At 61.1% G+C, this 23589-nt stretch carries 22 protein-coding genes; 19 read left to right on the forward strand and 3 right to left on the reverse strand.

The features are described 5' to 3' along the window. Positions 1–339: 339 nt before the first annotated feature. The 3 genes from AK821_RS05835 to selO are packed head-to-tail and all read left to right on the forward strand — an operon-like array spanning position 340 to position 6982. The gene (locus AK821_RS05835; RefSeq protein ID WP_064388833.1) at positions 340–2082 is read left to right on the forward strand and encodes a potassium/proton antiporter; all 1743 of its coding nucleotides are present in this window, start codon (positions 340–342) and stop codon (positions 2080–2082) included. Positions 2083–2116: 34 nt separating this feature from the next. Continuing rightward, positions 2117–5470, forward strand: coding sequence for a mechanosensitive channel MscK (mscK, locus tag AK821_RS05840; protein ID WP_064388834.1), 3354 nt, complete (start codon positions 2117–2119; stop codon positions 5468–5470). A 48-nt stretch (positions 5471–5518) separates the two neighbouring features. After that, on the forward strand, positions 5519–6982 hold the full coding sequence (gene selO / locus AK821_RS05845) for a protein adenylyltransferase SelO (RefSeq protein WP_064388835.1): 1464 nt from the start codon (positions 5519–5521) through the stop codon (positions 6980–6982). Positions 6983–6988: 6 nt separating this feature from the next. Here selO and AK821_RS05850 read toward each other — a convergent pair whose 3' ends face one another. Both AK821_RS05850 and AK821_RS05855 read right to left on the reverse strand, forming a co-directional pair. After that, on the reverse strand, positions 6989–7390 hold the full coding sequence (locus AK821_RS05850) for a helix-turn-helix domain-containing protein (RefSeq protein WP_064388836.1): 402 nt from the start codon (positions 7388–7390) through the stop codon (positions 6989–6991). After that, positions 7387–7683, reverse strand: a complete 297-nt coding sequence (locus AK821_RS05855) for a type II toxin-antitoxin system HigB family toxin (protein WP_064388837.1) — start codon at positions 7681–7683, stop codon at positions 7387–7389. The genes AK821_RS05850 and AK821_RS05855 overlap by 4 nt, the downstream gene beginning before the upstream one ends. A gap of 194 nt (positions 7684–7877) precedes the next feature. Here AK821_RS05855 and trxC point away from each other — a divergent pair, with 194 nt between their 5' ends. Further along, positions 7878–8312, forward strand: coding sequence for a thioredoxin TrxC (trxC, locus tag AK821_RS05860; RefSeq protein ID WP_064388838.1), 435 nt, complete (start codon positions 7878–7880; stop codon positions 8310–8312). 129 nt (positions 8313–8441) lie between these two features. Here trxC and AK821_RS05865 read toward each other — a convergent pair whose 3' ends face one another. Next, positions 8442–9212 carry a ParA family protein gene (locus AK821_RS05865; RefSeq protein ID WP_064388839.1) on the reverse strand — a complete coding sequence of 257 codons (771 nt, stop codon included), beginning with the start codon at positions 9210–9212 and terminating at the stop codon, positions 8442–8444. Between the two features lie 355 nt (positions 9213–9567). Here AK821_RS05865 and AK821_RS05870 point away from each other — a divergent pair, with 355 nt between their 5' ends. The 15 genes from AK821_RS05870 to AK821_RS05940 are packed head-to-tail and all read left to right on the forward strand — an operon-like array spanning position 9568 to position 23520. Further along, positions 9568–10293, forward strand: a complete 726-nt coding sequence (locus AK821_RS05870; RefSeq protein ID WP_064388840.1) for a beta-ketoacyl synthase chain length factor — start codon at positions 9568–9570, stop codon at positions 10291–10293. After that, positions 10269–11078, forward strand: a complete 810-nt coding sequence (locus tag AK821_RS05875) for a lysophospholipid acyltransferase family protein (RefSeq protein ID WP_064388841.1) — start codon at positions 10269–10271, stop codon at positions 11076–11078. Before AK821_RS05870 ends, AK821_RS05875 begins: the two co-directional genes overlap by 25 nt. Then, positions 11059–11319, forward strand: a complete 261-nt coding sequence (locus tag AK821_RS05880) for a phosphopantetheine-binding protein (RefSeq protein WP_064388842.1) — start codon at positions 11059–11061, stop codon at positions 11317–11319. Before AK821_RS05875 ends, AK821_RS05880 begins: the two co-directional genes overlap by 20 nt. A 9-nt stretch (positions 11320–11328) precedes the next feature. Beyond that, positions 11329–11583, forward strand: a complete 255-nt coding sequence (locus AK821_RS05885; RefSeq protein ID WP_064388843.1) for an acyl carrier protein — start codon at positions 11329–11331, stop codon at positions 11581–11583. Then, positions 11580–12125 carry a hypothetical protein gene (locus tag AK821_RS05890; protein ID WP_064388844.1) on the forward strand — a complete coding sequence of 182 codons (546 nt, stop codon included), beginning with the start codon at positions 11580–11582 and terminating at the stop codon, positions 12123–12125. The genes AK821_RS05885 and AK821_RS05890 overlap by 4 nt, the downstream gene beginning before the upstream one ends. Further along, positions 12122–13801 carry an acyl-CoA synthetase family protein gene (locus tag AK821_RS05895; protein WP_064388845.1) on the forward strand — a complete coding sequence of 560 codons (1680 nt, stop codon included), beginning with the start codon at positions 12122–12124 and terminating at the stop codon, positions 13799–13801. The genes AK821_RS05890 and AK821_RS05895 overlap by 4 nt, the downstream gene beginning before the upstream one ends. A gap of 59 nt (positions 13802–13860) precedes the next feature. Continuing rightward, positions 13861–14595, forward strand: coding sequence for a glycosyltransferase family 2 protein (locus tag AK821_RS05900; RefSeq protein ID WP_064388846.1), 735 nt, complete (start codon positions 13861–13863; stop codon positions 14593–14595). Beyond that, complete coding sequence (locus AK821_RS05905; RefSeq protein ID WP_064388847.1) at positions 14592–15539, forward strand: LpxL/LpxP family acyltransferase; 948 nt, start codon at positions 14592–14594, stop codon at positions 15537–15539. Before AK821_RS05900 ends, AK821_RS05905 begins: the two co-directional genes overlap by 4 nt. Then, positions 15520–17064, forward strand: a complete 1545-nt coding sequence (locus AK821_RS05910; RefSeq protein ID WP_064388848.1) for an HAL/PAL/TAL family ammonia-lyase — start codon at positions 15520–15522, stop codon at positions 17062–17064. Before AK821_RS05905 ends, AK821_RS05910 begins: the two co-directional genes overlap by 20 nt. Beyond that, positions 17057–17482: an acyl-CoA thioesterase gene (locus AK821_RS05915; RefSeq protein ID WP_064388849.1), complete on the forward strand. Its 426-nt coding sequence runs from the start codon at positions 17057–17059 to the stop codon at positions 17480–17482. The genes AK821_RS05910 and AK821_RS05915 overlap by 8 nt, the downstream gene beginning before the upstream one ends. Beyond that, a complete protein-coding gene (locus tag AK821_RS05920) occupies positions 17479–18081 on the forward strand; it encodes an outer membrane lipoprotein carrier protein LolA (RefSeq protein WP_064388850.1) in 603 nt (200 codons plus the stop codon). Before AK821_RS05915 ends, AK821_RS05920 begins: the two co-directional genes overlap by 4 nt. Beyond that, positions 18065–20404, forward strand: a complete 2340-nt coding sequence (locus tag AK821_RS05925; protein ID WP_064388851.1) for an MMPL family transporter — start codon at positions 18065–18067, stop codon at positions 20402–20404. Before AK821_RS05920 ends, AK821_RS05925 begins: the two co-directional genes overlap by 17 nt. After that, positions 20401–21564 carry a hypothetical protein gene (locus AK821_RS05930; RefSeq protein ID WP_064388852.1) on the forward strand — a complete coding sequence of 388 codons (1164 nt, stop codon included), beginning with the start codon at positions 20401–20403 and terminating at the stop codon, positions 21562–21564. The genes AK821_RS05925 and AK821_RS05930 overlap by 4 nt, the downstream gene beginning before the upstream one ends. Then, positions 21551–22798 carry an NAD(P)/FAD-dependent oxidoreductase gene (locus AK821_RS05935; protein WP_064388853.1) on the forward strand — a complete coding sequence of 416 codons (1248 nt, stop codon included), beginning with the start codon at positions 21551–21553 and terminating at the stop codon, positions 22796–22798. The genes AK821_RS05930 and AK821_RS05935 overlap by 14 nt, the downstream gene beginning before the upstream one ends. Then, positions 22795–23520 carry a class I SAM-dependent methyltransferase gene (locus AK821_RS05940; RefSeq protein WP_064388854.1) on the forward strand — a complete coding sequence of 242 codons (726 nt, stop codon included), beginning with the start codon at positions 22795–22797 and terminating at the stop codon, positions 23518–23520. The genes AK821_RS05935 and AK821_RS05940 overlap by 4 nt, the downstream gene beginning before the upstream one ends. Positions 23521–23589 lie beyond the last annotated feature (69 nt).

Here is a 23589-nt window from a genome sequence, read left to right on the forward strand (position 1 = left end):
TCGACTCAGAATTTTCAGGTCGATGTACCTCGCACAAACACCTCGATCAGTCCCCTCTACCCTCGGGAGAGGGGAAAGGGAGCAGATCTTTGTGCTTTTCAAACCTGAGTTCGACTCAGAATTTTCAGGTCGATGTACCTCGCACAAACACCGCGATCAGTCCCCTCTCCCCCTGGGAGAGGGCTAGGGTGAGGGCTGCAATCTTCAGCCGAACCAAAATCCCGAACACGCCAGCGTAAAAACCTTTTTGACAGCATCACATTTCAACAGGTTAGAATCGCTGGCACGCAGACTGCATGGTCAGTTTGTGCCCGTATTTACGCTTCTGGAGTACTGCCTTTGAATGCGACGACCATCAACAGCCTGTTCTTGATCGGCGCGTTGCTGGTAGGTGCGAGCATTCTTGTCAGTTCATTGTCTTCGCGTCTCGGCATTCCGATTCTGGTCATTATTCTCGCGGTCGGCATGGCCGCCGGGGTCGATGGCGGCGGAATCATTTTCGATAACTACCCGACGGCCTATCTGGTCGGCAACCTCGCACTGGCGGTGATCCTCCTCGACGGCGGTTTGCGCACGCGAGTGTCGAGTTTCCGCGTAGCCTTGTGGCCGGCGCTATCGCTGGCCACGGTCGGGGTGTTGATTACCACCGGGCTGACCGGCATGGCCGCCGCCTGGTTGTTCGACCTCAATCTGATTCAAGGCCTGCTGATCGGCGCCATCGTCGGCTCCACTGACGCCGCAGCGGTGTTCTCGCTGCTCGGTGGCAAAGGCCTGAACGAACGGGTGACCGCCAGCCTGGAAATCGAATCCGGCAGCAACGACCCGATGGCGGTATTTCTCACTGTCACTCTGATCGACATGCTCGCCAGCGGCCAGACCGGCCTGCACTGGAGCCTGTTGACCCACCTGATCCGCGAGTTCGGCATCGGCGGCGTGATCGGTCTGGGCGGAGGCTGGCTGATGCTGCAACTGGTCAACCGGATCAATCTGGCGGCCGGCCTGTATCCGATTCTGGTGATCGCCGGCGGTCTGCTGGTATTCGCCCTGACCAACGCCTTGCACGGCAGCGGTTTCCTCGCCGTTTACCTGTGCGGCCTGGTCATCGGCAACCGTCCGGTGCGCAGCCGTCACGGCATTCTGCACATGCTCGACGGCATGGCGTGGCTGGCGCAGATCGGCATGTTCCTCGTGCTGGGGCTGCTGGTGACGCCGCACGATTTGCTGCCCATCGCCCTGCCCGCACTCGGTCTGGCTCTGTGGATGATTCTGTTCGCGCGGCCGCTGTCGGTGATGGTCGGCCTGCTGCCGTTCAAGGCATTCCATGGTCGTGAGAAGGCGTTTATTTCCTGGGTTGGCCTGCGCGGTGCGGTACCGATCATTCTCGCGGTGTTCCCGCTGATGGCCGGGCTGCAGAATGCACAGCTGTACTTCAACCTCGCGTTTTTCATCGTGCTGGTATCGCTGCTGGTGCAGGGCACGAGCCTGCCGTGGGTCGCCAAGCTGCTGAAAGTGACGGTGCCGCCGGAGCCAGCGCCGATCTCCCGATCAGCGCTGGAAGTGCACATCACCAGCGAGTGGGAACTGTTCGTTTACAAGCTCGGCGCGGAAAAATGGTGCATCGGTTCACCCTTGCGCGAGCTGAAAATGCCCGAAGGCACACGTATCGCGGCGCTGTTTCGTGGCCAGCAACTGCTCCATCCGTCGGGTAGTACGGTGCTGGAAGTCGATGATTTGCTGTGCGTTATCGGCCATGAACACAACCTCGGCGCCCTCGGCAAACTGTTCAGCCAGGCACCGCAACGCGGCCTCGATCTGCGTTTCTTCGGCGACTTCGTGCTCGAAGGAGACGCCCAGCTTAAAGCGGTTGCAGCGCTTTATGGGCTGCCGGCCGAAGGCATCGATCCAGACATGACCCTGGGCGCCTTCATTGCCCACAAGGTCGGTGGTGCCCCCATCGTCGGCGACCAGGTGGAGTGGAACAACACCCACTGGACCGTCGCGGTCATGGACGGGAACAAGATCGGTAAAGTGGGCGTCAGATTCCCCGAAGGAAGTCGCCCGGGCCCCGGGCTCTTCCTCTAAACTGCGTCCACTCTCACTTGCTCGACCGGTCTCTATGCCTACCCTGCGCTCCTTTTTCGTCGCGGCCCTGCTGGGCCTGAGTCTTACTGTCGGCCCCCTGTACGCCGCCGAACCACCGTCCAGCGACGCCGTGCAGGCCAGCCTCGACAAGCTCGCCGACAGCAAACTGCCGGATGCCGATAAAAAGAGCCTGCAAACGATCCTGCAGAGCACGCTCAATCAGCTGAACAATCAGCGTGATTACGAACAGAAGCTGGTCGATCTCAAGCAGCAACTGGCGACCGCGCCCAAGCAAACGATTGAAAATACCCGCGAGCTGACGCGCCTCAAGGCCACGGCAGTGATACCGGTGGCGCAACGCTTCCCCAGGGAATCGATCCAGCAACTGGAGCAGATCCTCACTGATCGCTCCACTCAGCAAAGCGATCTGCAGAAAGCCCTGGCCGACGCCAACAGCCTGATCATCACCGCACAGACGCGTCCGGAACGTGCCCAGGCAGAAATCTCCGCCAGCCAGACGCGCATCCAGCAGATCAATAACATCCTCAAATCCGGCAAGGACGCGGGCAAGACCGTCAGCGCCGAACAGCGTGACCAGCTCAACGCCGAGCTGGCGGCGCTGAACGCGCTGATCCCGCTGCGCCGCCAGGAACTGGCCGGCAACAGCCAGTTGCAGGATCTGGGCAACGCCCAGCATGACTTGCTCGCGGAGAAGTCCGACCGCCTCGACCGCGAGATCCAGGAACTGCAAACCCTGATCAACCAGAAACGTCTGGCGCAGTCTCAGGAGACGGTCACCCAGCAATCGATCGAGGCGCAAAAGTCCGGTGGCAGCAGCCTGCTCGCGAGTGAGAGCACCGCCAACCTCAAGCTCTCGGACTATCTGCTGAAAAGCACCGACCGCCTCAACGAAGTCACCCAGCAGAACCTGCAGACCAAGCAGCAACTCGACAGCCTGACCCAAAGCGACTCGGCGCTCGACGAGCAGATCAACGTGCTCAAGGGCAGCCTGCTGCTGTCGAAGATTCTCTATAAGCAGAAGCAGGCACTGCCGCGCTTGAAGGTCGACCGTGACCTGGCGGATCAGATCGCCGACATTCGCCTGTACCAGTTCGAAGTCAGCCAGCAACGTGAGTTGCTCAGCAACCCGTCGACCTACGTCGACAACCTGTTGGCGACGCAACCGCCTGAACAAGTCACCCCGCAACTGCGCAAAAGCCTGCTCGATCTGGCCAATACCCGCGCCGATCTGCTCGAACGCTTGAACCGCGAATTGAGCGCAGTGCTCAACGAATCGATCACCTTGCAACTCAATCAGAAACAGCTGCTGAGCACCGCGCAGAGCCTGCGCGCGACCCTCGATGAGCAAATGTTCTGGATTCCCAGCAACAAGCCGCTGGACCTTGAGTGGATGCGCAGTGTGCCGGAGCGCCTCAAGCGTCAGATCGATACGCTGCCGTGGGCCTCCAGTCTGAGCGAGCTGACCGATGGTCTGATCCAGCGACCGCTGCTGTTCCTGCCGTTGGCGCTGTTGATCGGTGCACTGCTGTGGCGACGCAAGAATCTGTACGCGCGGCTAAACAAGGTTCACCAGGACATCGGCCACTTTAAACGCGACAGCCAGTGGCACACGCCGCAGGCGATCCTGATCAATATTCTGCTGGCGATGCCGGTCGCATTGGGCTTGGCGCTATGCGGACTGGCATTGCAGATCGACGCCCGTGGACAGAACGCCAACATGGGTGCGGCACTGCTGCAGATGGGGCAAGCGTGGCTGGTGTTCTACACCGCGTACCGGATTCTGGCGCCGGGCGGCGTGGCCGAACTGCACTTCCGCTGGGAAAAGCCACAGGTCGAATTCCTTCAGGGCTGGATCCGTCGACTCGGGTTGGTGGTCATGGCGCTGGTGACCATTGTCGCCGTGGCCGAACTGCAACCGGCGGCATTGGCCGACGACGTACTCGGCATGCCGGTGGTGCTGACCTGCTACGCCCTGATGGCATGGCTGCTCAGCCGCTTGCTGATCAGCAGCCCGGCCCACGAGAACACTTCGCTGTTCCGCAAGGCCGTCGGCGTGATGTTCACCTTGCTGCCGATCGCCCTGTTTGTCGCGGTGTGCTTCGGCTACTACTACACCGCGCTGAAACTCAGTGATCGCCTGATCAACACCCTGTACCTGCTGATGTTCTGGCTGGTGATCGAGGCAACTTTCGTGCGCGGCCTGAGTGTTGCTGCGCGACGTCTGGCCTACCAGCGTGCGCTGGCCAAGCGTCAGGCGGCGAAAGAGGCCGGCGACGGCGAAGCGGTGATCGAAGAGCCGACGCTGGACATCGAAAAGGTCAACGAACAGTCCCTGCGCCTGATCCGCCTGGCCTTGCTCGGCGGCTTCATCGCCGCGCTGTACTGGGTCTGGTCGGACCTGATTTCGGTGTTCTCGTACCTCGACAACATCACTCTCTACGAATACACCAGCGGCACCGGCGCCAACATGAGCATGGTGCCGATCAGTATCGGCGACATGCTCGGCGCGCTGATCATCATCGGCATCACCTTCGCCCTCGCGCGCAACTTGCCAGGCCTGCTCGAAGTGTTCGTGCTGTCCAAGCTCAATCTGGCGCAGGGCAGTGCCTACGCGACCACGACGTTGCTGTCGTATGTGATCGCCGGCGTCGGTTTCGTCTCGACCCTGTCGACCCTCGGCGTGAGCTGGGACAAGTTGCAATGGCTGGTGGCGGCGCTGTCGGTCGGCCTCGGCTTCGGTATGCAGGAGATCTTCGCCAACTTCATCTCCGGCATCATGATCCTCTTCGAACGTCCGGTGCGGATCGGTGACACCATCACCATCGGCAACCTCTCGGGCACGGTGAGCAAGATCCGCATCCGCGCCACGACCATCACCGACTTCGACCGCAAGGACATCATTGTCCCGAACAAGACGTTCATCACCGGGCAACTGATCAACTGGTCGCTGACCGACACCATCACTCGGGTAACGCTGAAACTCGGCGTCGACTACGGTTCCGATCTGGATCTGGTCAAGGAACTGCTGCTCAAGGCCGCTCGCGAGAACCCGCGCGTACTCAAGGAACCCGAGCCACACGTGTACTTCCTCAACTTCGGCGAAAGCACGCTGGATCACGAATTGCGCATGCACGTGCGCGACCTCGGTGACCGCAACCCGGTGCTCGATGAGGTCAACCGCTTCATCAATCGCGAGTTCAAGAAGCAGCACATCAACATCTCGTTCCGCCAGATGGAGGTTTACCTGAAGAACCTGCACGGCCAGGAATACAAGATGGTGCCGATCGAACCGGAAACCAAAACCATCGTGCCGATCGCCGACGATCAGAAACCGCTGCAAGAGCCGCCGCCGGCCAAACTCGACTAACCGGTCTGATCCCAGCAGAATGCTCGGCCATTCTGCTGGAGCCGGCCCTTGAAAGCCCTCGACGAACCGACCTCCGACAACCGCTTCGCCCGCCTGGGCGATGCGTTCCCCGCCCACGTGCTGCCCGAGCCGATCGACAATCCGCGTCTGGTCGTGGCGGGCCCGGCGGCCCTGGCCTTGCTGGATCTCGACCCGGCCACCGCCGAAACCAACGAATTCGCCGAACTGTTCGGCGGCCACAAGCTGTGGGCCGATGCCGAGCCGCGAGCGATGGTTTATTCCGGGCATCAGTTCGGCGGTTACACGCCGCAACTGGGTGATGGTCGCGGGCTGCTGCTGGGCGAGGTGTACAACACGGCCGGCGAGCATTGGGACTTGCACCTCAAGGGCGCCGGGCAGACGCCGTTTTCGCGCATGGGCGATGGTCGTGCGGTGCTGCGTTCGTCGATCCGTGAGTTTTTGGCTTCCGAAGCGCTTTACGCGTTGAACATTCCGTCCTCACGGGCAGCCTGCGTGATCGGCTCCGATACGCCGGTCTGGCGCGAAAAGCAGGAACGCGCGGCCATGGTGCTGCGTCTGTCGCCGAGCCACATCCGCTTCGGCCACTTCGAATACTTCTATTACACCAAGCGCCCCGAGCAGCAAAAGCAGCTCGGCGAGCACGTGCTGGCGAATCACTTCCCTGAATGCCTTGAGCAGCCGGAGCCGTACCTGGCGATGTTCCGCGAAATCGTCGAACGCAACGCCGAACTGATCGCCAAGTGGCAGGCCTACGGCTTTTGCCACGGTGTGATGAACACCGACAACATGTCGATCCTCGGCATCACCTTCGACTTCGGCCCGTTCGCCTTCCTCGACGACTTCGACGCCAATTTCATCTGCAACCACTCCGATGATCAGGGCCGCTACTCGTTCAGCAATCAGGTGCCGGTCGGCCAGTGGAACCTCAGTGCGCTGGCTCAGGCGTTGACGCCGTTCATCAGCGTCGAAGCCCTGCGCGAAACCCTCGGCTTGTACCTGCCGCTGTTTCAGGCGCACTACCTCGACCTGATGCGCCGCCGCTTCGGCCTCACCACGGCCGAGGACGATGACCAGAAGCTGCTGGAAGACCTGTTGCAACTGATGCAGAACAGCGGCGTCGATTACACGCTGTTTTTCCGCCGACTTGGCGAAGACTCACCTCAGCAGGCAGTCGCCCGCTTACGTGATGATTTCGTCGACATCAAAGGTTTTGATGCTTGGGGCGAGCGCTACATCGCCCGGGTTGTCCGCGATGGCGACGCCGATCAGGTAAAGCGCCGCACCCGCATGCACGCGGTCAATCCGCTGTACATCCTGCGCAATTACCTGGCGCAAAAAGCCATCGACGCGGCAGAGCAAGGGGATTACTCAGAAGTACGCCGGCTGCACGCGGTGCTGAGCAAACCATTTGAAGAGCAGCCGGGGATGGACGGTTATGCCGAGCGGCCGCCGGAGTGGGGCAAGCATTTGGAGATCAGTTGTTCTTCCTGAGGCGGCCTAGATAAACACGTCTACAGGCAGCTTGAAGTACTCAGCCAACCATCGAACCTGTCGCAGGTTTAGTTGCCGCTTGCCGCTCAGGATCTCAGAGACGACTGACTGAGTGCCCACTCCAGGCAAGTCGCTCTGGGTCAAACCATGCTCACGCATCAGATATCCCAATACTTCAAAACCCGGAGGTTTTGGGACCGGGTGATGCGTTTGATCCCACTCTTCAATCCAGTCACCAATGATATCCACCAAGCTCATCAACGGATGAGACTCGTCATCGCCAGTCATTTCAAGCAACTCGTCAAGTGCCTGAACCAGCGCGTCGTAGTCGTCTTCGTTTTTCGGCTTGCGCAGCAACGGCGAAACGAACTCCCAGTGCTCGGCAGCTTTTTTGATCAGAACACTCATGCCCTTCCCTCCTTCCATTTGCCGCGGTCGTATTCGCGATGATCCAATATGTGCTTGATGTACAGCTTTTGAGGTCGATATCTGACGCAGGCAATCAGCCTCAGTTTGTTACCGCCAATATCGAAAACATGAAAATCTCCCACCTTATCGATAGCGGGAAACAGTGCCTTCATCATTGCAAAGTCTGTTGGCTTGCATCCTTTTGCCACTTCAAGCCTGTGATCCAGCGCACTAGCGGCTGCCGGCCATTTATTCTTAGCTTCTCGTATCCGTTTTCCAGTGATGACATGCATGCAACATCCTTATCGCATTTTGCTATGGGGAGTTAATCACAAACCAAAAATATCGCAAGTTGCGATACAGCTAAGCAGACCAACGGGCTCGCCTGGTCGCCTTCAGACTAGGCACAACGCGAGAGCCTGCACGATTGAAAATATGAGCAAACGTCTCCAACTAGGTGTTATCAGCTCAATTCCGGATTTCGCTCATGACCACCCCACTCTTCATCCCCTGCCCTTCCTGCAATGGCCTCAACCGCATCCCCGCCGAACGCCTTGCGGACCAGCCCAAGTGCGGACGCTGCAAATCCGCTGTGCTGCTGAACAAACCGTTCGAACTCAAGCAAGGCGATTACGCCAGTCAGATCAAGGGCGATCTGCCGTTGTTGGTAGATGTCTGGGCCGACTGGTGCGGGCCGTGCAAGTCGTTTGCGCCGGTGTTCGAGCAGGCGGCGGCACAGTTGGCGGGCAAGTGTCGGTTGGCCAAGCTCGACAGCGAGGCGAATCAGCAGTTGTCGGCGCAGTTGGGGATTCGCTCGATTCCGAGCCTGATTCTGTTCAAGAACGGCCGCGAGGTGGCGCGGCAGAGTGGCGCGTTTCCGCTGCCGCAATTGATGGCGTGGCTGCGTAGCCAGGGCATCTGACCCACCACCGAACCAATTGTAGGAGTGAGCCTGCTCGCGATGGCGCTGCGTCAGTCAAATAGATGTTGGCTGGACGGACGCCATCGCGAGCAGGCTCACTCCTACAGGGGATCTGCGTAGCTCAAGAGATCAGTGCCCTTCGATCAGGTTATGCAACTCGACGAATTGCTGGGTCAGCTTGTGGCGCGGATCGAGGTGGATCAGCGGCATGCTGGCCTGGTGCGATTCACGCATGCGCACCGAACTGGTCAGATACACCGGCAGTACCGGCAAACCTTCGGCAATCAGTTCATCCAGGATCTGTTGAGGCAGGCTGGCCCGGGCCTGGAACTGGTTGACCACGATACCTTCGACTTCCAGACCTTCGTTGTGGTCGTCCTTCAACTCTTCGATTTCCGCGATCAGGCCGTACAGGGCCTGACGGGAGAAGCTGTCGCAATCAAAAGGAATCAACACGCGATCAGCAGCTATCAGCGCCGATACCGCATAGAAATTCAGCGCTGGCGGGGTATCGAGGTAGATCCGGTCGTAATCCTCGGACAACTCATCCAGCAACTTACGCAGCTTGTTGATCTTGTGCTTGGCCTCAAGCTTGGGCTGCAGGTCGGCCAATTCGGCGGTGGCGGTGATGATATGGAGGTTGTCGAACGGGGTTTCGTAGATATCCGCCTGATTCTTCTTCGAGAACGGCCCCGAGGACAGCGTCTGCTTGAAGAAGTCGGCAATGCCCATCGGAATGTCATCGCCGGTGAGCCCGGTCAGATACTGAGTGGAGTTGGCTTGGGCATCGAGATCCACCAACAACGTGCGATAACCCTCGCTGGCGCTGACCGCCGCCAGATTGCAGGCAATGCTGGATTTGCCTACGCCACCTTTCTGATTGAACACCACGCGCCGCATGACCAAACCTCCGTGTATCAAAGAATGACCGAGTGTAGATGCGCGTGGCCTCGGTTCGCTACCTCCACGGACACGGACTACAAAGTCCGGTGCAAATATCGCCGCATGCGCGACGTAGAAACTGTCATTGATCTTCGCCATGCCCGACAGACAAGCCGCTGACAATCTGGATAATGGCCAAATGACAGTTTTACCGCGAACCAATCGGTACATTTCGTTGCACAAAATGTAACCAGCATTTGCTACACACTCGTCGCACCGGGATAATGCGCGCCACTCGGCGCCAAGCGCCACGCCACGCCCGTCGCGTTCTGGTGATTCAACGCGTCAATACAAGCCCGCAGGGGCGGGATGAATGTCCGTGATCAACTTCAACATCGCCCAATGGCGCGCGTGGGCCCCCGGGCTCGACAGCGTGGACGCCTGGCAGGCCTGGAGCCGACAACCGGTGGTGCTCCAGAGCAGTGATGCCGCGCCCGATGTGTCGTTTTTGCCGGCCATGCAGCGCCGTCGCCTCAGCCGACTGGCACGCATGGCATTCAGCGTTGGCTGGCCTCTGGCCGACGGACGGGAGAATCTGCCGCTGGTGTTCGTTTCGCGTCATGGTGAAACCCCGCGCACTTACGAGATCCTCAGCGATCTGGCGACCGAGCAACCGCTGTCGCCGACCCAGTTCAGCCTCTCGGTGCACAACGCGATCATCGGCCTGTGGTCGATCATGCGCGGTGAGACCAGCGAAATGACCGCCCTCGCTGCGGCGGGCGACGGCCTCGAACACGGCATGCTCGAAGCCGCTGCCCTGTTGAATGAGGGCGCCCCCGCCGTGCTGCTGGTGATCACCGAAGAACAGCCGCCCGTCGCCTACTCGAAGTGGATCGATGACGTGCCGTTTCCGTACGCCGTAGGCCTGCTGCTCACCCCCGGTACCGACTGGCGGCTGACCCTGAACAGCACCACAGAAGCACTGTCCAACGCGCACTGGCCCCACGCGCTCAATCTGCTGCGAACCCTGCTCGGCCAGCAACCCCTTTGCCAACATGCCTGGAAAAATCGCGTATGGACCTGGCAACGCAGCCTGTAACCGAGAAAAACCGCGACGCCTATTACTGGCGCCTGCTGGCCACCGCCGCAAGCTTCGCCCTGTTCGGGCTCGGCGGGCTGTGCCTGCGCGTGTTGGTGTTCCCGCTGCTGGGCTGCCTGCCCGGTGACGCGCTCCGCCATCGTCAGCGTGCGCGGCAGACCGTCAGTCGGCTGTTCTGGTTCTTCGTGCGGTTCATGGCTCGCACCGGCGTGCTGACCTACGACATTCAAGGTGCCGAACGCCTCGGTCGTCCGGGACAAATGATCATCGCCAATCACCCGTCACTGATCGACGTGGTATTCCTCATCGGTCTGGTTCGCCAGGCCAATTGCGTGGTGAAGAAAAGCCTGTGGGAAAACCCCTTCACTCGCGGGCCGCTGCGCAGCACCGAATACATCAGCAACGACGGCAGCATGGACATGCTCGATGCCGCCGCCCAATCCTTGCAAAACGGCCAGACGCTGATCATTTTCCCCGAAGGCACGCGCACCCAGCCGGGACAGCCACCGGCCTTTCATCGGGGGGCGGCGGCGATTGCCCTGCGCGGTGCGAAAATCCTCACCCCGGTGATCATCAAGGTCAACCCGACCACGCTGACCAAAGCCGAACCGTGGTATCGGATCCCGTCTCGCCGCGTGCACTTCAGTTTTCGCGTCGGGGCCGATATAGACCCACAAGCCTTCGCCGCGCAGGGGCCTGCACCGCAAGCCTCGCGCAAGCTCAACGATTATTTGCACTCTTACTTTATTAAGGAGCTCGCCGAAGATGAGCGATCTGAATCGTGACATCAAACTGCTGATCATCGACGCCCTCGGCCTCGAAGACATCAGCGTCGACGACATCGGCGATGAACAAACGCTGTTCGGCGAAGGCCTGGGCCTGGATTCCGTCGACGCGCTGGAACTGGGTCTGGCGATCCAGAAAAAGTACGGCATCAAAATCGACGCCGACGCCAAAGACACCCGCAACCATTTCACTAACGTGGCGAGCCTTGCGGCCTTCGTCACGGCAAAAAAAGCAGCTTGAGACCGGACCATGCAAACTCGTGACGACATTTTCAACACCCTGCGCGATGCCCTGGTCGAGCTGTTCGAACTGGATCCGGCCCGTGTGAGCCTGGATTCCAACCTGTATCAGGATCTGGAAATCGACAGCATCGATGCGGTCGATCTGATCGACCACATCAAGCGTCAGACCGGCAAGAAAATTGCCGCTGAAGAATTCAAATCAGTGCGCACGGTCGGTGACGTGGTCGAGGCGGTTTACCGTCTGGTTCAACCGGCCGCATGAGCCGATTGATCGGCCTCGGCCTGCTGCTGGCCGGTCTGCTGTACCCCTTTGCGGTGTATTTCGGCATGGAGCATTTTGCTCCGTGGCAGTTCGGCCTGTTGCTCGGCAGCCTGTGGCTGGCGCGGGCGCTGACCGGCGAGCGCAAGCCCGGCAGCCTGTGGATGGCTTGCGTGGCGATCGTGTTTTGCCTGTTGCTGGCACTGTTCGACAGCCCGCTGTTGCTGCGCTGGTATCCGGTGCTGATCAGCGGCTTCATGCTGGTGCTGTTCAGCCTGAGCCTGAAATACGGCCCACCAATGGTCGAACGCCTGGCGCGCCTGCGTGAGCCAGAACTGCCGGACATCGCAATTCGCTACACACGCAAGGTCACCGTGGCCTGGAGCGTGTTTTTCTTCTGCAACGGTTTGTGCGCCGCCCTCCTGACCCTGTGGGCGCCGCTGAATTGGTGGATGTTGTACACCGGCCTGATCTCCTATGGATTGATCGGCCTGATGTTTGCCATTGAATGGCTGATACGACAACGGGTAAGAGGCCGTACATGAACTGGATAAAACTTGAGCAGCTGTTGCTCAAGGCTGTGCCGGCACGAACGATCTGCGCTGCGCCGGCACTCGATCACGCGCAACTGTGCGAGCAGGCGTTGAGCGTCGCCGCCGGCCTGCAAGCGCAGGGCGTGAAGCGCCTGGCTGTGCATCTGGAAGATGCCGCCGAACTGGCCGTCGCACTGCTCGGTGCTTGGCGCGCAGGTGCCAGCGTGTTGCTGCCGGCCGACTTGCAGGCGCAAACGCGTCAGCGCTGGTCGGCTGAGGTCGATCTGTGGCTGACCGATCATCCCGATGACGCGCAGCTCGAAGACCTTTATCAGCCGGCATTGCCCGCTGCCGAACTGGATCTCGACCAGTGCCGTTTGAGCCTGTGTACCTCCGGCTCCAGTGGCGAACCCAAGCGTATCGACAAGACCCTGCACCAAATGGCCAACGAGGTCGAAGCGCTGGAACAGCAGTGGGGCGCGGACCTCGGTGAGGCCTGCATCATCGGCAGCGTCGCCACCCAACATATCTACGGTCTGCTCTTTCGGGTGTTGTGGCCGTTGTGCGCCGGGCGCCCGTTCGTACGCCAGCAACTGGCATTCCCTGAAGACTTGCAGCGCGCCAGCCGCGAGCATGCGGCCTTCGCCTGGGTCGCCAGCCCGGCGTTGCTCAAGCGTATGGGCGATAACCTTGACTGGCCTGCCCTCAGCGCCGTGCGCCGGGTGTTTTCCTCTGGCGGCGCGCTACCGGCAGACGCCGCGCAAAGCCTGCAGCAACGCCTGCAACAGTGGCCGACCGAAATCCTCGGCAGCTCGGAAACAGGTGGTATCGCCTGGCGTCAGGGCCAGCCGCTGTGGCAACCGTTTGCCGGTGTCGAACTGAGCCAGGACAACGACGGTGCGCTGCTGGTCGCCTCGCCCTACCTGCCCGCCGGACACATCGAGCACACCGCCGATGCCGCGCGAATCGCCGCCGATGGCCGCTTCGAACTGCTCGGACGGCTGGACCGGATCGTCAAACTCGAAGAGAAACGCATCTCCCTGCCGATGCTCGAACAAGCCCTGGTCGCTCATGACTGGGTCGCCGAAGCGCGTCTGGGTGTGGTGCAGGAAAACCGTGCGTCGCTGGGCGCCTTGCTGGTCCTCAGCGACTCGGGTCTGTTTGCCTTGCGCGAACACGGCCGGCGCAGCCTGACTGAAGGCCTGCGCAAGCATCTGAGCCAGCACTGTGAAGCGCTGGCCCTGCCGCGGCGCTGGCGGCTGGTGCGGCAATTGCCGCTGAACAGCCAAGGCAAACTGCCTCAAGCCGACGTCGAAGCGTTACTGATAGCCCCACGTCCGAAAGCGCCGGAAGTCTTGGAGCAGGTCGAAACCGATGGCGAGTGGAGCCTGCAACTCAGCGTACCGCCGGATCTGGCCTATTTCAGTGGGCACTTCCCTAAAGCCCCGGTATTACCAGGCGTGGTGCAGGTGGAATGGGCGCTGAACCTCGGTCGCCAATTGCTCAACCTGACTGGCCCGTTTGCCGGGATGGAAGTGCTGAAATTCCAGCAACTGGTGCGCCCCGGCGATGAAATCCAGCTGCACCTGCGCTTTGATCCCGAACGCAGCAAACTGTATTTCGCTTATCGCAATGACACGGCGACCTGTTCCAGTGGGCGGATTCTTTTGGGTGTAGAGCATGATTGACCTTGGTGAGTGCTACGCACTCAATCGCGAGCAGGCTCACTCCTACAGGGATCGTCGATATGCATAATCCCTGCGCCGTTATCCCGGTTTACAACCACGAAACCGCGATTACCACAGTGGTCGACGCTCTGCTCGCCCAAGGCCTGCCGTGCATTCTGGTGGACGACGCCAGCACCCAATCCTGCGCGAAGGTGCTCGATACTCTGGCCGAGCGCGACAAGGTGCATTTGGTACGCCTCACCGCCAATCAGGGTAAGGGCGGTGCAGTGATGACCGGTTTGCGCGAGTCCGCGCTGCTGGGCTTCACCCATGCACTGCAGGTCGACGCCGATGGTCAGCACGACCTGCACGACGTCGCGCGTTTCGTTGAAGAATCCCGTGCCCATCCCGAGGCGCTGATCTGCGGTTATCCGCTGTTCGATGAAAGCGTGCCCAAGGGCCGCTTGTATGCACGCTACCTGACCCACGTGATGGTCTGGATCAACACACTGTCGCTGCAGATCCGCGACTCGATGTGCGGTTTCCGCGTTTATCCACTGACCTCGACGCTGGCGGTGATTGATTCGGCAAAAATCGGCAAGCGCATGGATTTCGATTCGGACATTCTCGTGCGCCTGTCGTGGCGCAATCAGCCGATGCGCTGGCTGCAAACCAGCGTGCACTACCCGCTGGACGGCGTGTCGCACTTCCGCCTGTTCCACGACAACGCGCTGATTTCAAGCATGCACACGCGGCTGTTCTTCGGCATGTTGCTGCGTTTTCCGCTGATCCTCTGGCGACGGTGGCGAGCATGACCAACGAGGTCGACAAGAAACACTGGGCTGACCGCGAAGAACGCGGCAGCTTCCTGCTGATGAAATTCACCGCGTTCGCCGCCAAGGTACTGGGCAGACGCCTGCTCAGCCCGTTGCTGTACGGCATCGTCCTGTACTTTTTCCTGTTCGGTCGCACCGCCCGGCGCAGTGCCTGGCAATACCAGCAGCGCTTGGCCGACTGGCGTCAGCGCGAGGATTTGCGCCCGACGCATTGGCGGGTGTTCGGCCAGTTCATGGCCTTCGCCGACTCGATGCTCGACAAACTCGACGTGTGGAACGGCAAGCTGAGCATCGAACAGATCGAAATCATTGACCCGGCATTGTTACGCAATCAATTGCGCGGCAGTCGCGGGCAACTGCTGGTCGGCGCGCACCTGGGCAATCTCGAAGTCTGCCGCGCACTGGCGGAGATAGGCGAAAAGGTCACCATGAATGTGCTGGTGCACACCAAGCACGCCGAGCAATTCAACCGCCTGCTCGGCGAAGCCGGGGCGACCAATCTGCGCCTGATTCAGGTCAGCGAACTCGACCCGGTAATCATGCTGCAACTGCACGAACGCCTGGAGCGCGGCGAGTGGCTGGCGATTGCCGGCGACCGCGTGCCGCTGCACGGCGGGCGAAGTGTGACCGTAGACTTTCTCGGCCATCAGGCGCCGTTCCCGCAGGGCCCGTGGCTGCTGGCCGGTCTGCTGAAATGCCCTATCAATCTGCTGATGTGCCTGAAACAACCGGACGGTCACTATCGCCTGACCCTCGAGCCCTTCGCCGACGCCGTGGTGTGGAAGCGCAGCGAGCGCGAGCAGGTCATTCATCAGTGGGCCACCCGCTATGCGCAGCGCCTGAGTCACTATTGCCTCGAAGCGCCGCAACAATGGTTCAACTTTTACCCTTTCTGGAAGACCGATGACGACGCCAACCCATGAGCCGGTAACCTTCGGCGAACGCCCTTTGCGCATCGAAGACGTGTTGGCCCTGGCCAACCGTCAGGCGCCCGTGCAACTGCAGAGCGACGCCGAGTATCGCGAGCGCATCGCCAAGGGCGCGCGGTTCCTCGATTCGCTGTTGGACAAGGAAGGCGTGATCTACGGCGTGACCACCGGTTACGGCGACTCCTGCGTGGTCGCAGTGCCGTTGCATCACGTCGAAGCGTTGCCGCGTCATCTCTACACCTTCCACGGTTGCGGCCTGGGCAAACTGCTCGACGCGCAAGCCACCCGCGCGGTGCTGGCGGCGCGGTTGCAGTCGTTGTGCCACGGCGTGTCCGGGGTGCGCGTGGAACTGCTGGAGCGTCTGCACGCGTTCCTCGAATACGACATTCTGCCGCTGATTCCCGAAGAAGGCTCGGTCGGTGCCAGCGGCGATCTGACGCCGCTGTCTTACGTCGCCGCGACCTTGTCCGGCGAACGTGAAGTGATGTTCCGTGGCGAGCGCCGCCAGGCTGCCGATGTGCACCGCGAACTCGGCTGGACTCCGTTGGTGCTGCGCCCGAAAGAAGCGCTGGCGCTGATGAACGGCACTGCCGTCATGACTGGCCTCGCGTGCCTGGCCTTTGCCCGCGCCGACTACCTGCTGCAACTGGCCACGCGCATCACCGCGCTCAACGTGGTCGCGCTGCAAGGCAACCCGGAGCACTTCGACGAACGTCTGTTCGCCGCCAAACCGCACCCAGGGCAAATGCAGGTCGCCGCGTGGCTGCGCAAGGATCTGGCGATCGACGCGCCGACTGCGCCGCTGCATCGTTTGCAGGATCGCTATTCGCTGCGCTGCGCCCCGCACGTACTCGGTGTGTTGGCCGACAGCCTGAACTGGCTGCGCTCGTTCATCGAAACCGAACTGAACAGCGCCAACGACAACCCGATCATCGATGCCGAAGCCGAGCGCGTGTTGCACGGCGGGCACTTCTACGGCGGCCATATCGCGTTCGCCATGGACAGCCTGAAGAATCTGGTGGCCAACGTCGCCGATCTGCTGGATCGACAGCTCGCCTTGCTGGTCGATGAGCGTTACAACCATGGTCTGCCGAGCAATCTGTCTGGCGCGCCAGCGGATCGCGCGATGATCAACCACGGCTTCAAAGCCGTGCAGATCGGCACCAGCGCCTGGACCGCCGAAGCGCTGAAAAACACCATGCCGGCCAGCGTGTTCTCGCGCTCCACCGAGTGCCACAACCAGGACAAGGTGAGCATGGGCACCATCGCCGCCCGCGATGCGATTCGTGTGCTGGAGCTGACCGAACAGGTCGCCGCCGCTACCCTGCTCGCCGCCAACCAAGGCGTATGGCTGCGCGGTCAGGCCGAAGATGCGCGACCACTGCCGCCGTCGCTGGCAGCGATGCACGAGGAACTGGCCAAGGACTTCCCGCCAGTCATCGAAGACCGCGCACTGGAGGGCGAATTGCGCCTGTGTCTGCAACGCATCGCCGCGCAACACTGGAGGCTGCATGCGTAGCGCCGGAGTGCTTCACGCCGACACTGAAATCCTCGTGCCGTTTTTCGACGTCGACACCATGCACGTGGTCTGGCATGGCCATTACGTCAAATACCTCGAAGTGGCGCGGTGCGCGCTGCTGGACAAGATCGGCCACAACTACACGCACATGGTCGAGTCCGGGTTCGCTTGGCCGATCATCGACCTGCAACTGCGTTACGTACGCGGCGCGGTGTTTGGCCAGCGCCTGAATGTGCGCGCCAGTCTGGTCGAATGGGAAAGCCGCCTGAAGATCAACTATCTGATCACCGACCTGCACAGCGGCGAGCGCCTGACCCGCGCCAGCTCGGTGCAGGTCGCCGTCGAAGTCAGCAGCCGCGAGATGCAGCTGGCGTCGCCAAAAGTCTTCACCGATGCCGTGGAAAGGATGCTGCGATGAATGTTTTTGCTAAAAGCCTGAGCGCGCTGGCGCTGCTGGCGATGTCGACACTGGCCAACGCCTTCGACCTGCAACAGCTCAGTGAGCAACTGGCGAAACCGGAGGTGATCCACGGCCAGTTCATCCAGGAAAAACACCTGCGCGCCCTGCCGCAACCGCTGATCAGCAAGGGCAGCTTCGTCCTGGCGAAAAATCACGGCCTGCTGTGGCTGCTGAAAACCCCGCTGCAACAGGACTATCGCATCAGCGCCAAAGGCATCGCCCGCCGTGACGGCAATGGTTGGCAGCTGCTGCCAAACAAGAGCGCCGGGGCCGAGCAGAACCGCTTGTTCCTTGCCGTGTTGCAAGGTGACAGCAGCGGCCTGCAACGGGATTTCGAACTGGCCCTGAGCGGCGACGCGCAGCAGTGGAAACTCACGCTGACACCGCGCTCGGTGTTGCTCAAGCAAGTGTTCAACCAGATCAACATTGACGGCAGCACGCTGGTGCAAACCATCGAACTGCTGGAAACCCAAGGCGACAGCACCGTGCTGCGCATGCAGGACAGCACCGCCGGGCAACCATTGAGCGACGCGGAGCAACATGACTTTGCCGAGTGAACGCAGGCTGCCCTGGCTGTTTCTGATCCTGCTGCTGGCCGTCGTCGCACTGGCGGGCTGGCAGTGGCGCGACGGTGCGCCGCTGTCGGCGAACCTGATGGAACTGGTACCCGGCACTAATCCGGACGCTCTCGAACTGCGTGCCGAACAGCGTATGCAGGAACCGCTCAACCGCGAAATGCTGGTGCTGGTCGGCCACGCCGATCGCCAGCAAGCCGTGGCCATGGCGCAGACGCTGGGTGAACAGTGGCAGGCCAGCGGCCTGTTCGAAAAAGTGCAGTGGAACCTGCAAGCTGACCTGCCGGCCCTGCGCACGCAACTGCTGCTGGGGCGCCTGGCGATGTTGTCGACGGACGATCAGCAACTGCTCACCGAACATCCCGATGTGTTCATCCATCAGCGAGTGCAGGCGCTGTTCGACCCGTTCACAGGGTTCAGTCTGGTGCCGAATCAGGATGATTGGCTGGGCCTGACCGCACGCATCCAGAACAGCCAGCCACAGCATGGTTCGGTGCAACTCGACATCGGCAGCGGCGCACTGGTTGCCGATGCTGACGGCAAGAGCTGGGTCATGCTGCGTGCGCGCACCACCGGCAATGCCTTCGACATGAACCTGCCGCTGCAAGTGGCCGATCTGCTCAAGCACAGCCGTGAACAAGCGGCGAAAGCCGACGTGCAATTGCTTGCCGCCAGTGGCCTGCTGTACGCGGCCAATGGTCAGCAGCAAGCGACACGCGAGATGACCTGGGTCGGCGGCGGTGCCACTGTCGGCATTCTGCTGTTGCTGCTGTTGGCGTTTCGTCGCTGGCGCGTGCTGCTGGCGTTCGTGCCGGTGCTGGTCGGCATGCTGTTCGGCGCGGTGGCCTGTGTAGCGCTGTTCGGCCATATGCATGTGATGACGCTGGTACTCGGCTCCAGCCTGATCGGCGTGGCAGTGGATTACCCGCTGCACTACCTGTCGAAGAGCTGGAGCCTGAAGCCGTGGCGCAGTTGGCCGGCCTTGCGTCTGACCTTGCCCGGGCTGACCCTGAGCCTGATCACCAGCACCATCGGCTATCTGGCGCTGGCGTGGACGCCGTTCCCGGCGCTGACGCAAATCGCGGTGTTCTCCGCCGCCGGGCTGCTCGGCGCTTATCTGTCGGCGGTGTGCCTGCTGCCGGCACTGCTGAAAAATGTCGAACTGCGTCCAGCACAATGGCCGCTGCGTCTGGCCGAGCGCTTGGTCGATCTGCGCGAAAAACTCCTTGAGCGCGTACGCACACCGGTGCTGTTGGCGCTGCTGATCGCCTTCTGCGTCGGCGGTCTGGTGCAACTGCAAAGCAAGAACGACATCCGCCAGTGGGTCGGTGCGCCGCAACATCTGACCGATGAAGCACAGACCATCGCGCGGATCACTGGCTATCAGCCCACCAGTCAATTTTTCCTCGTGCGCGGCGCCAATCAGCAAGAACTGCTGGAACGCCAGGCCGCGTTGAGCGATCGCCTGCAACAACTGGTCAATCTCGACAAGCTGCAAGGCTATCTGGCTCTCGATCAACTGGTCAGCCCGCCGAGCCAGCAAGAAGAGGTGCGCGCAGCGCTGAACAAGTTGCCGCAATACTGGCAGCCGCTGCTTGAACTCGGCGTGCCGCTCGCCGCGCTGCAAACCGAGTTGCAACAGTTGCAGACCGTGCCCGCCGAAGACATCGACACCGCGCTCGCCGGCCCGCTCGGCGAACCCTATCGCATGCTCTGGCTGGGGCCGACCGAAGACGGCGTGGCGGCGATAACCAGCCTGCAAGGCTTGAACAACCCTGCTCTGCTACGAATACAGGCCCTGGATTTGCCGGGGGTGATGCTGGTCGATCGTCTCGGTGAGTTGAATGAAGTGTTCGCCGCCACGCAGGTCAGCGCGGCCGAACTGAAGCTCGCCTCTTGCGTGCTGATCGTGCTGGTGCTGATCCTGCCGTTTGGCTTCGGCGGCGCCTTGCGCATCGTTGCCCTGCCGTTGCTGGCGGCGCTGTGCAGCCTGGCCAGTCTTGGCTGGCTCGGCCAGCCGCTGACGCTGTTCAGCCTGTTCGGTCTGCTGCTGGTGACGGCGATCAGTGTCGACTACGCGATCCTCATGCGTGAGCAGGTCGGTGGTGCGGCGGTGAGCCTGCTCGGCACGTTGCTGGCCGCCGTGACGACGTGGTTGTCATTCGGTCTGCTGGCAGTGTCGAGCACGCCGGCCGTCAGCAATTTCGGTTTGTCGGTGAGCCTTGGTCTGGCGTTCAGCTTCCTGCTTGCACCGTGGGCCGGACGTCACGAACACCGTGCCACTGTCGGGGAGCCGGCAGCATGATGGTCGTTGCCTTTTGGCTGCTGGCCTTGGCGCTGTTTGTCACGGCCACCCATGTCGGTCGGCATTTCGGTCTGATTCCGATTGTCAGCCAACTATTACTCGCAAGCTTCGGTTTGCCACTGCTGATGTATTTCTGGATCGAGCCGGGCTGGCAACTCAGCGGCGCTCAACTGATCGCTCCAGACTGGCTGAAAAACCTCTACAGCCTGAGTTTCGCCCTGCTCCTGGGGCATATCCTCAGTGATGTGATCGATCTGAAACTGGATCGCCAGAGTGTGAAAATCGCCATACCGAGCTTCGTCGTGCCCTTTGTCTGCGGTCTGGCAGCGGCTTACTGGCTGTTGCCTGCGCAACCGTGGCTCAGCTCTTTGGCAATCGGGCTGGTCTTTGCGATTACCGCGATCCCGGTGCTGTATCTGTATCTGCGTCACATCGATTACCCGCCCGCCGCCACCCGGCGGCTGGTGCAAACCGCGATTCTCATCGATCTGAGCTGCTGGACACTGTTCGGCCTCGCCCAAGGCAGTCTGCACCTGAGCAGCCTGTTGCTACCGCTGGGGCTTGCCTGTGTGCCGTTGTTGCTGCATCTGTTCCGCGTGCGCCGCCCGCTGACCTACAGCCTCGGCTTCTTCGCACTGTTGGTGATGGCAGAGCATTACAGACTCAATGCGCTGATCTTCGGCATCGGCTATCTGCTGTGCATGGCCGCACTCAAAGTGCCGCTGGTGCTGCCGTTGCCGGCGCGCTGGATGAGCCGTTTGCAGACGTGGGTCGCGATCCCGCTGATCCTCACCTTCGGCATCGTGCAAATCGATGTGCACAGCGCTTTGGCCAGTCTCGGCGCGGCGCAATGGGCGACGCTGCTGCTCTTGCCGATTGCCAGTAAACTGCTCGGCAACTGGCTCGGCCTCGGTTGGGCCGGCGCCTCGTTCGCAGGCGCCAGCCGCTGGCGCGAGAGCGTGCTGCTGAACATCCGTGGGCTGAGCGAAATCGTCTTCCTCAATTTGCTGCTGCAACAACAGCTCATCACCCCGGCGCTGTATTTCGCGCTGATGCTGATGGGCCTGATCGCGACGCTGCTACCGGCCCTGATCGGCCTGCACAGCGCGCCTATGAATCTGAAAAACCCTTTGCCCCGGAGCTCGCGTGCCAATCGTTGAAATGGAATCCCGTCAGGTCGTGATCATCGGTGCCGGCCCTTCCGGCGCAATCGCTGCGGCGTTGCTCAAGCGCAAGGGCCACGATGTCCTGGTGATCGAGCGCCAGCACTTTCCACGCTTTTCCATCGGTGAAAGCCTGCTCAGCCATTGCCTGGACTTTGTCGAAGAAGCCGGCATGCTTGACGCCGTCAACGCCGCTGGCTTCCAGCGCAAGACCGGTGCGGCTTTCGCCTGGGGCGAGCGCTACAGCGCGTTCGATTTCAGCGACACCTTTACCGACGGCAAGCCGACCACTTTCCAGGTGCAGCGCGCCGATTTCGACAAACTGCTGGCCGATCAAGCGGCGCTGCAAGGCGTCGAAATTCGCTATGGCGATGCCATCGTCAGCGTCGATTTCGACCGGGCCAAACCGCAGCTGGATGTGCGTCGCGAGGACGGTAGCGAATACCGCGTCGAAGCGGATTTCGTCCTTGATGCCAGCGGCTATGGCCGGGTGCTGTCGCGCTTGCTCGATCTGGAAGCACCGTCGAATTTTCCGGTGCGCCAAGCGGTGTTCACCCACGTCGAAGATCACATCGACAACCCGGGGTTCGACCGCGAAAAAATCCTCGTCACCACCCACCCGCAGCATCGCGATGTCTGGTTCTGGACGATCCCGTTCAGCAACGGTCGTTGTTCGGTGGGCGTGGTCGCTGCCGCCGAACACTTCGTCGGTCGCGATGCCGACCTCGACGCCTGCCTGCGCAGCTTTATCGCCGAGACGCCAAGCCTCGCCGGCGTGCTGAACAACGCCGTGTGGGACACCCCGGCGCGCACCCTCGGCGGCTACGCGGCCAACGTGAAAACCTTGCACGGGCCGGGCTTCGCCTTGCTCGGCAATGCCGCGGAATTTCTCGACCCGGTGTTCTCTTCCGGCGTGACCATCGCCATGCGCTCGGCGAGCATGGCCGCTGCCGTGCTGCACCGGCAGTTGCAGGGCGAAACGGTCGACTGGCAAAGCGAGTTCGCCGAACCGCTGAAGCGCGGCGTCGACACCTTCCGCTGCTATGTCGAGGGCTGGTACGCCGGCACCTTTCAGGACGTGATTTTTTACGAAGACAGTCAGGCAGACATTCGCCGGATGATCTGCTCGATCCTCGCCGGTTATGCCTGGGATGAGCGCAATCCGTTCGTCAGCGAAGCGCGGCGCCGTTTGAAAATGATCTCCGAACTCTGTGCAAAGGACGCCACATGAATTACTTGAGCGACAGCTACGTCGAGGAAACCCGCTTCGGTTTCTGGTTCCTGCGCAGCCACACCTGGCAGCATCATGTATTGCGGGTGGCGATCAACGATTTGCGTGGGCTGTTCAGTGAATCGCTGCCACAGAACCCGGTGTTGCTCGATGCCGGTTGCGGCCAGGGCAAGTCGTTCGCCCATCTGCGCCAGACCTTCGTGCCACAGCGCTTGATCGGCATTGACGCCGATCCGCACAGTCTTGAGTTGAGCGGCGAAGAAGCGGCGCGTCTGGGTCTCGATGTTGAACTGATCGGCAGCGATTGCGCGACGCTCAATGTGCCGGACGCCAGCGTCGATCTGCTGTTCTGTCACCAGACCTTTCATCATCTGGTCGAGCAGGAAAAAGCGCTGGCCGAGTTTTATCGTGTGCTCAAGCCTGGTGGGTATCTGCTGTTCGCCGAATCCACCGAGGCCTACATTGATACCTGGGTGATCCGCTGGTTGTTCCGCCATCCGATGCATGTACAAAAGAGTGCGGCGCAGTACCTGGAGATGATTCGCGGGCAAGGGTTTGATTTTACCGAGCGCAACGTCTCGTACCCGTATCTGTGGTGGAGCCGGTCGAAGGATTTTGGCTTGCTGGAGCGGTTTGGGTTACGCAAGCCGAAGCCGTTTGGGCAGCGTGAAGAGACGTTGGTCAACGTCGTCGCGCGCAAGCCGCTGACAGAGGTTTCCTGATGTACACAAATCCTTGTAGGAGTGAGCCTGCTCGCGATAGCGGTGGGTCAGCCAACCTGTATTGTGAAT

It is taken from the genome of Pseudomonas sp. RIT-PI-r (assembly GCF_001297015.1).
Classification (GTDB): domain Bacteria; phylum Pseudomonadota; class Gammaproteobacteria; order Pseudomonadales; family Pseudomonadaceae; genus Aquipseudomonas.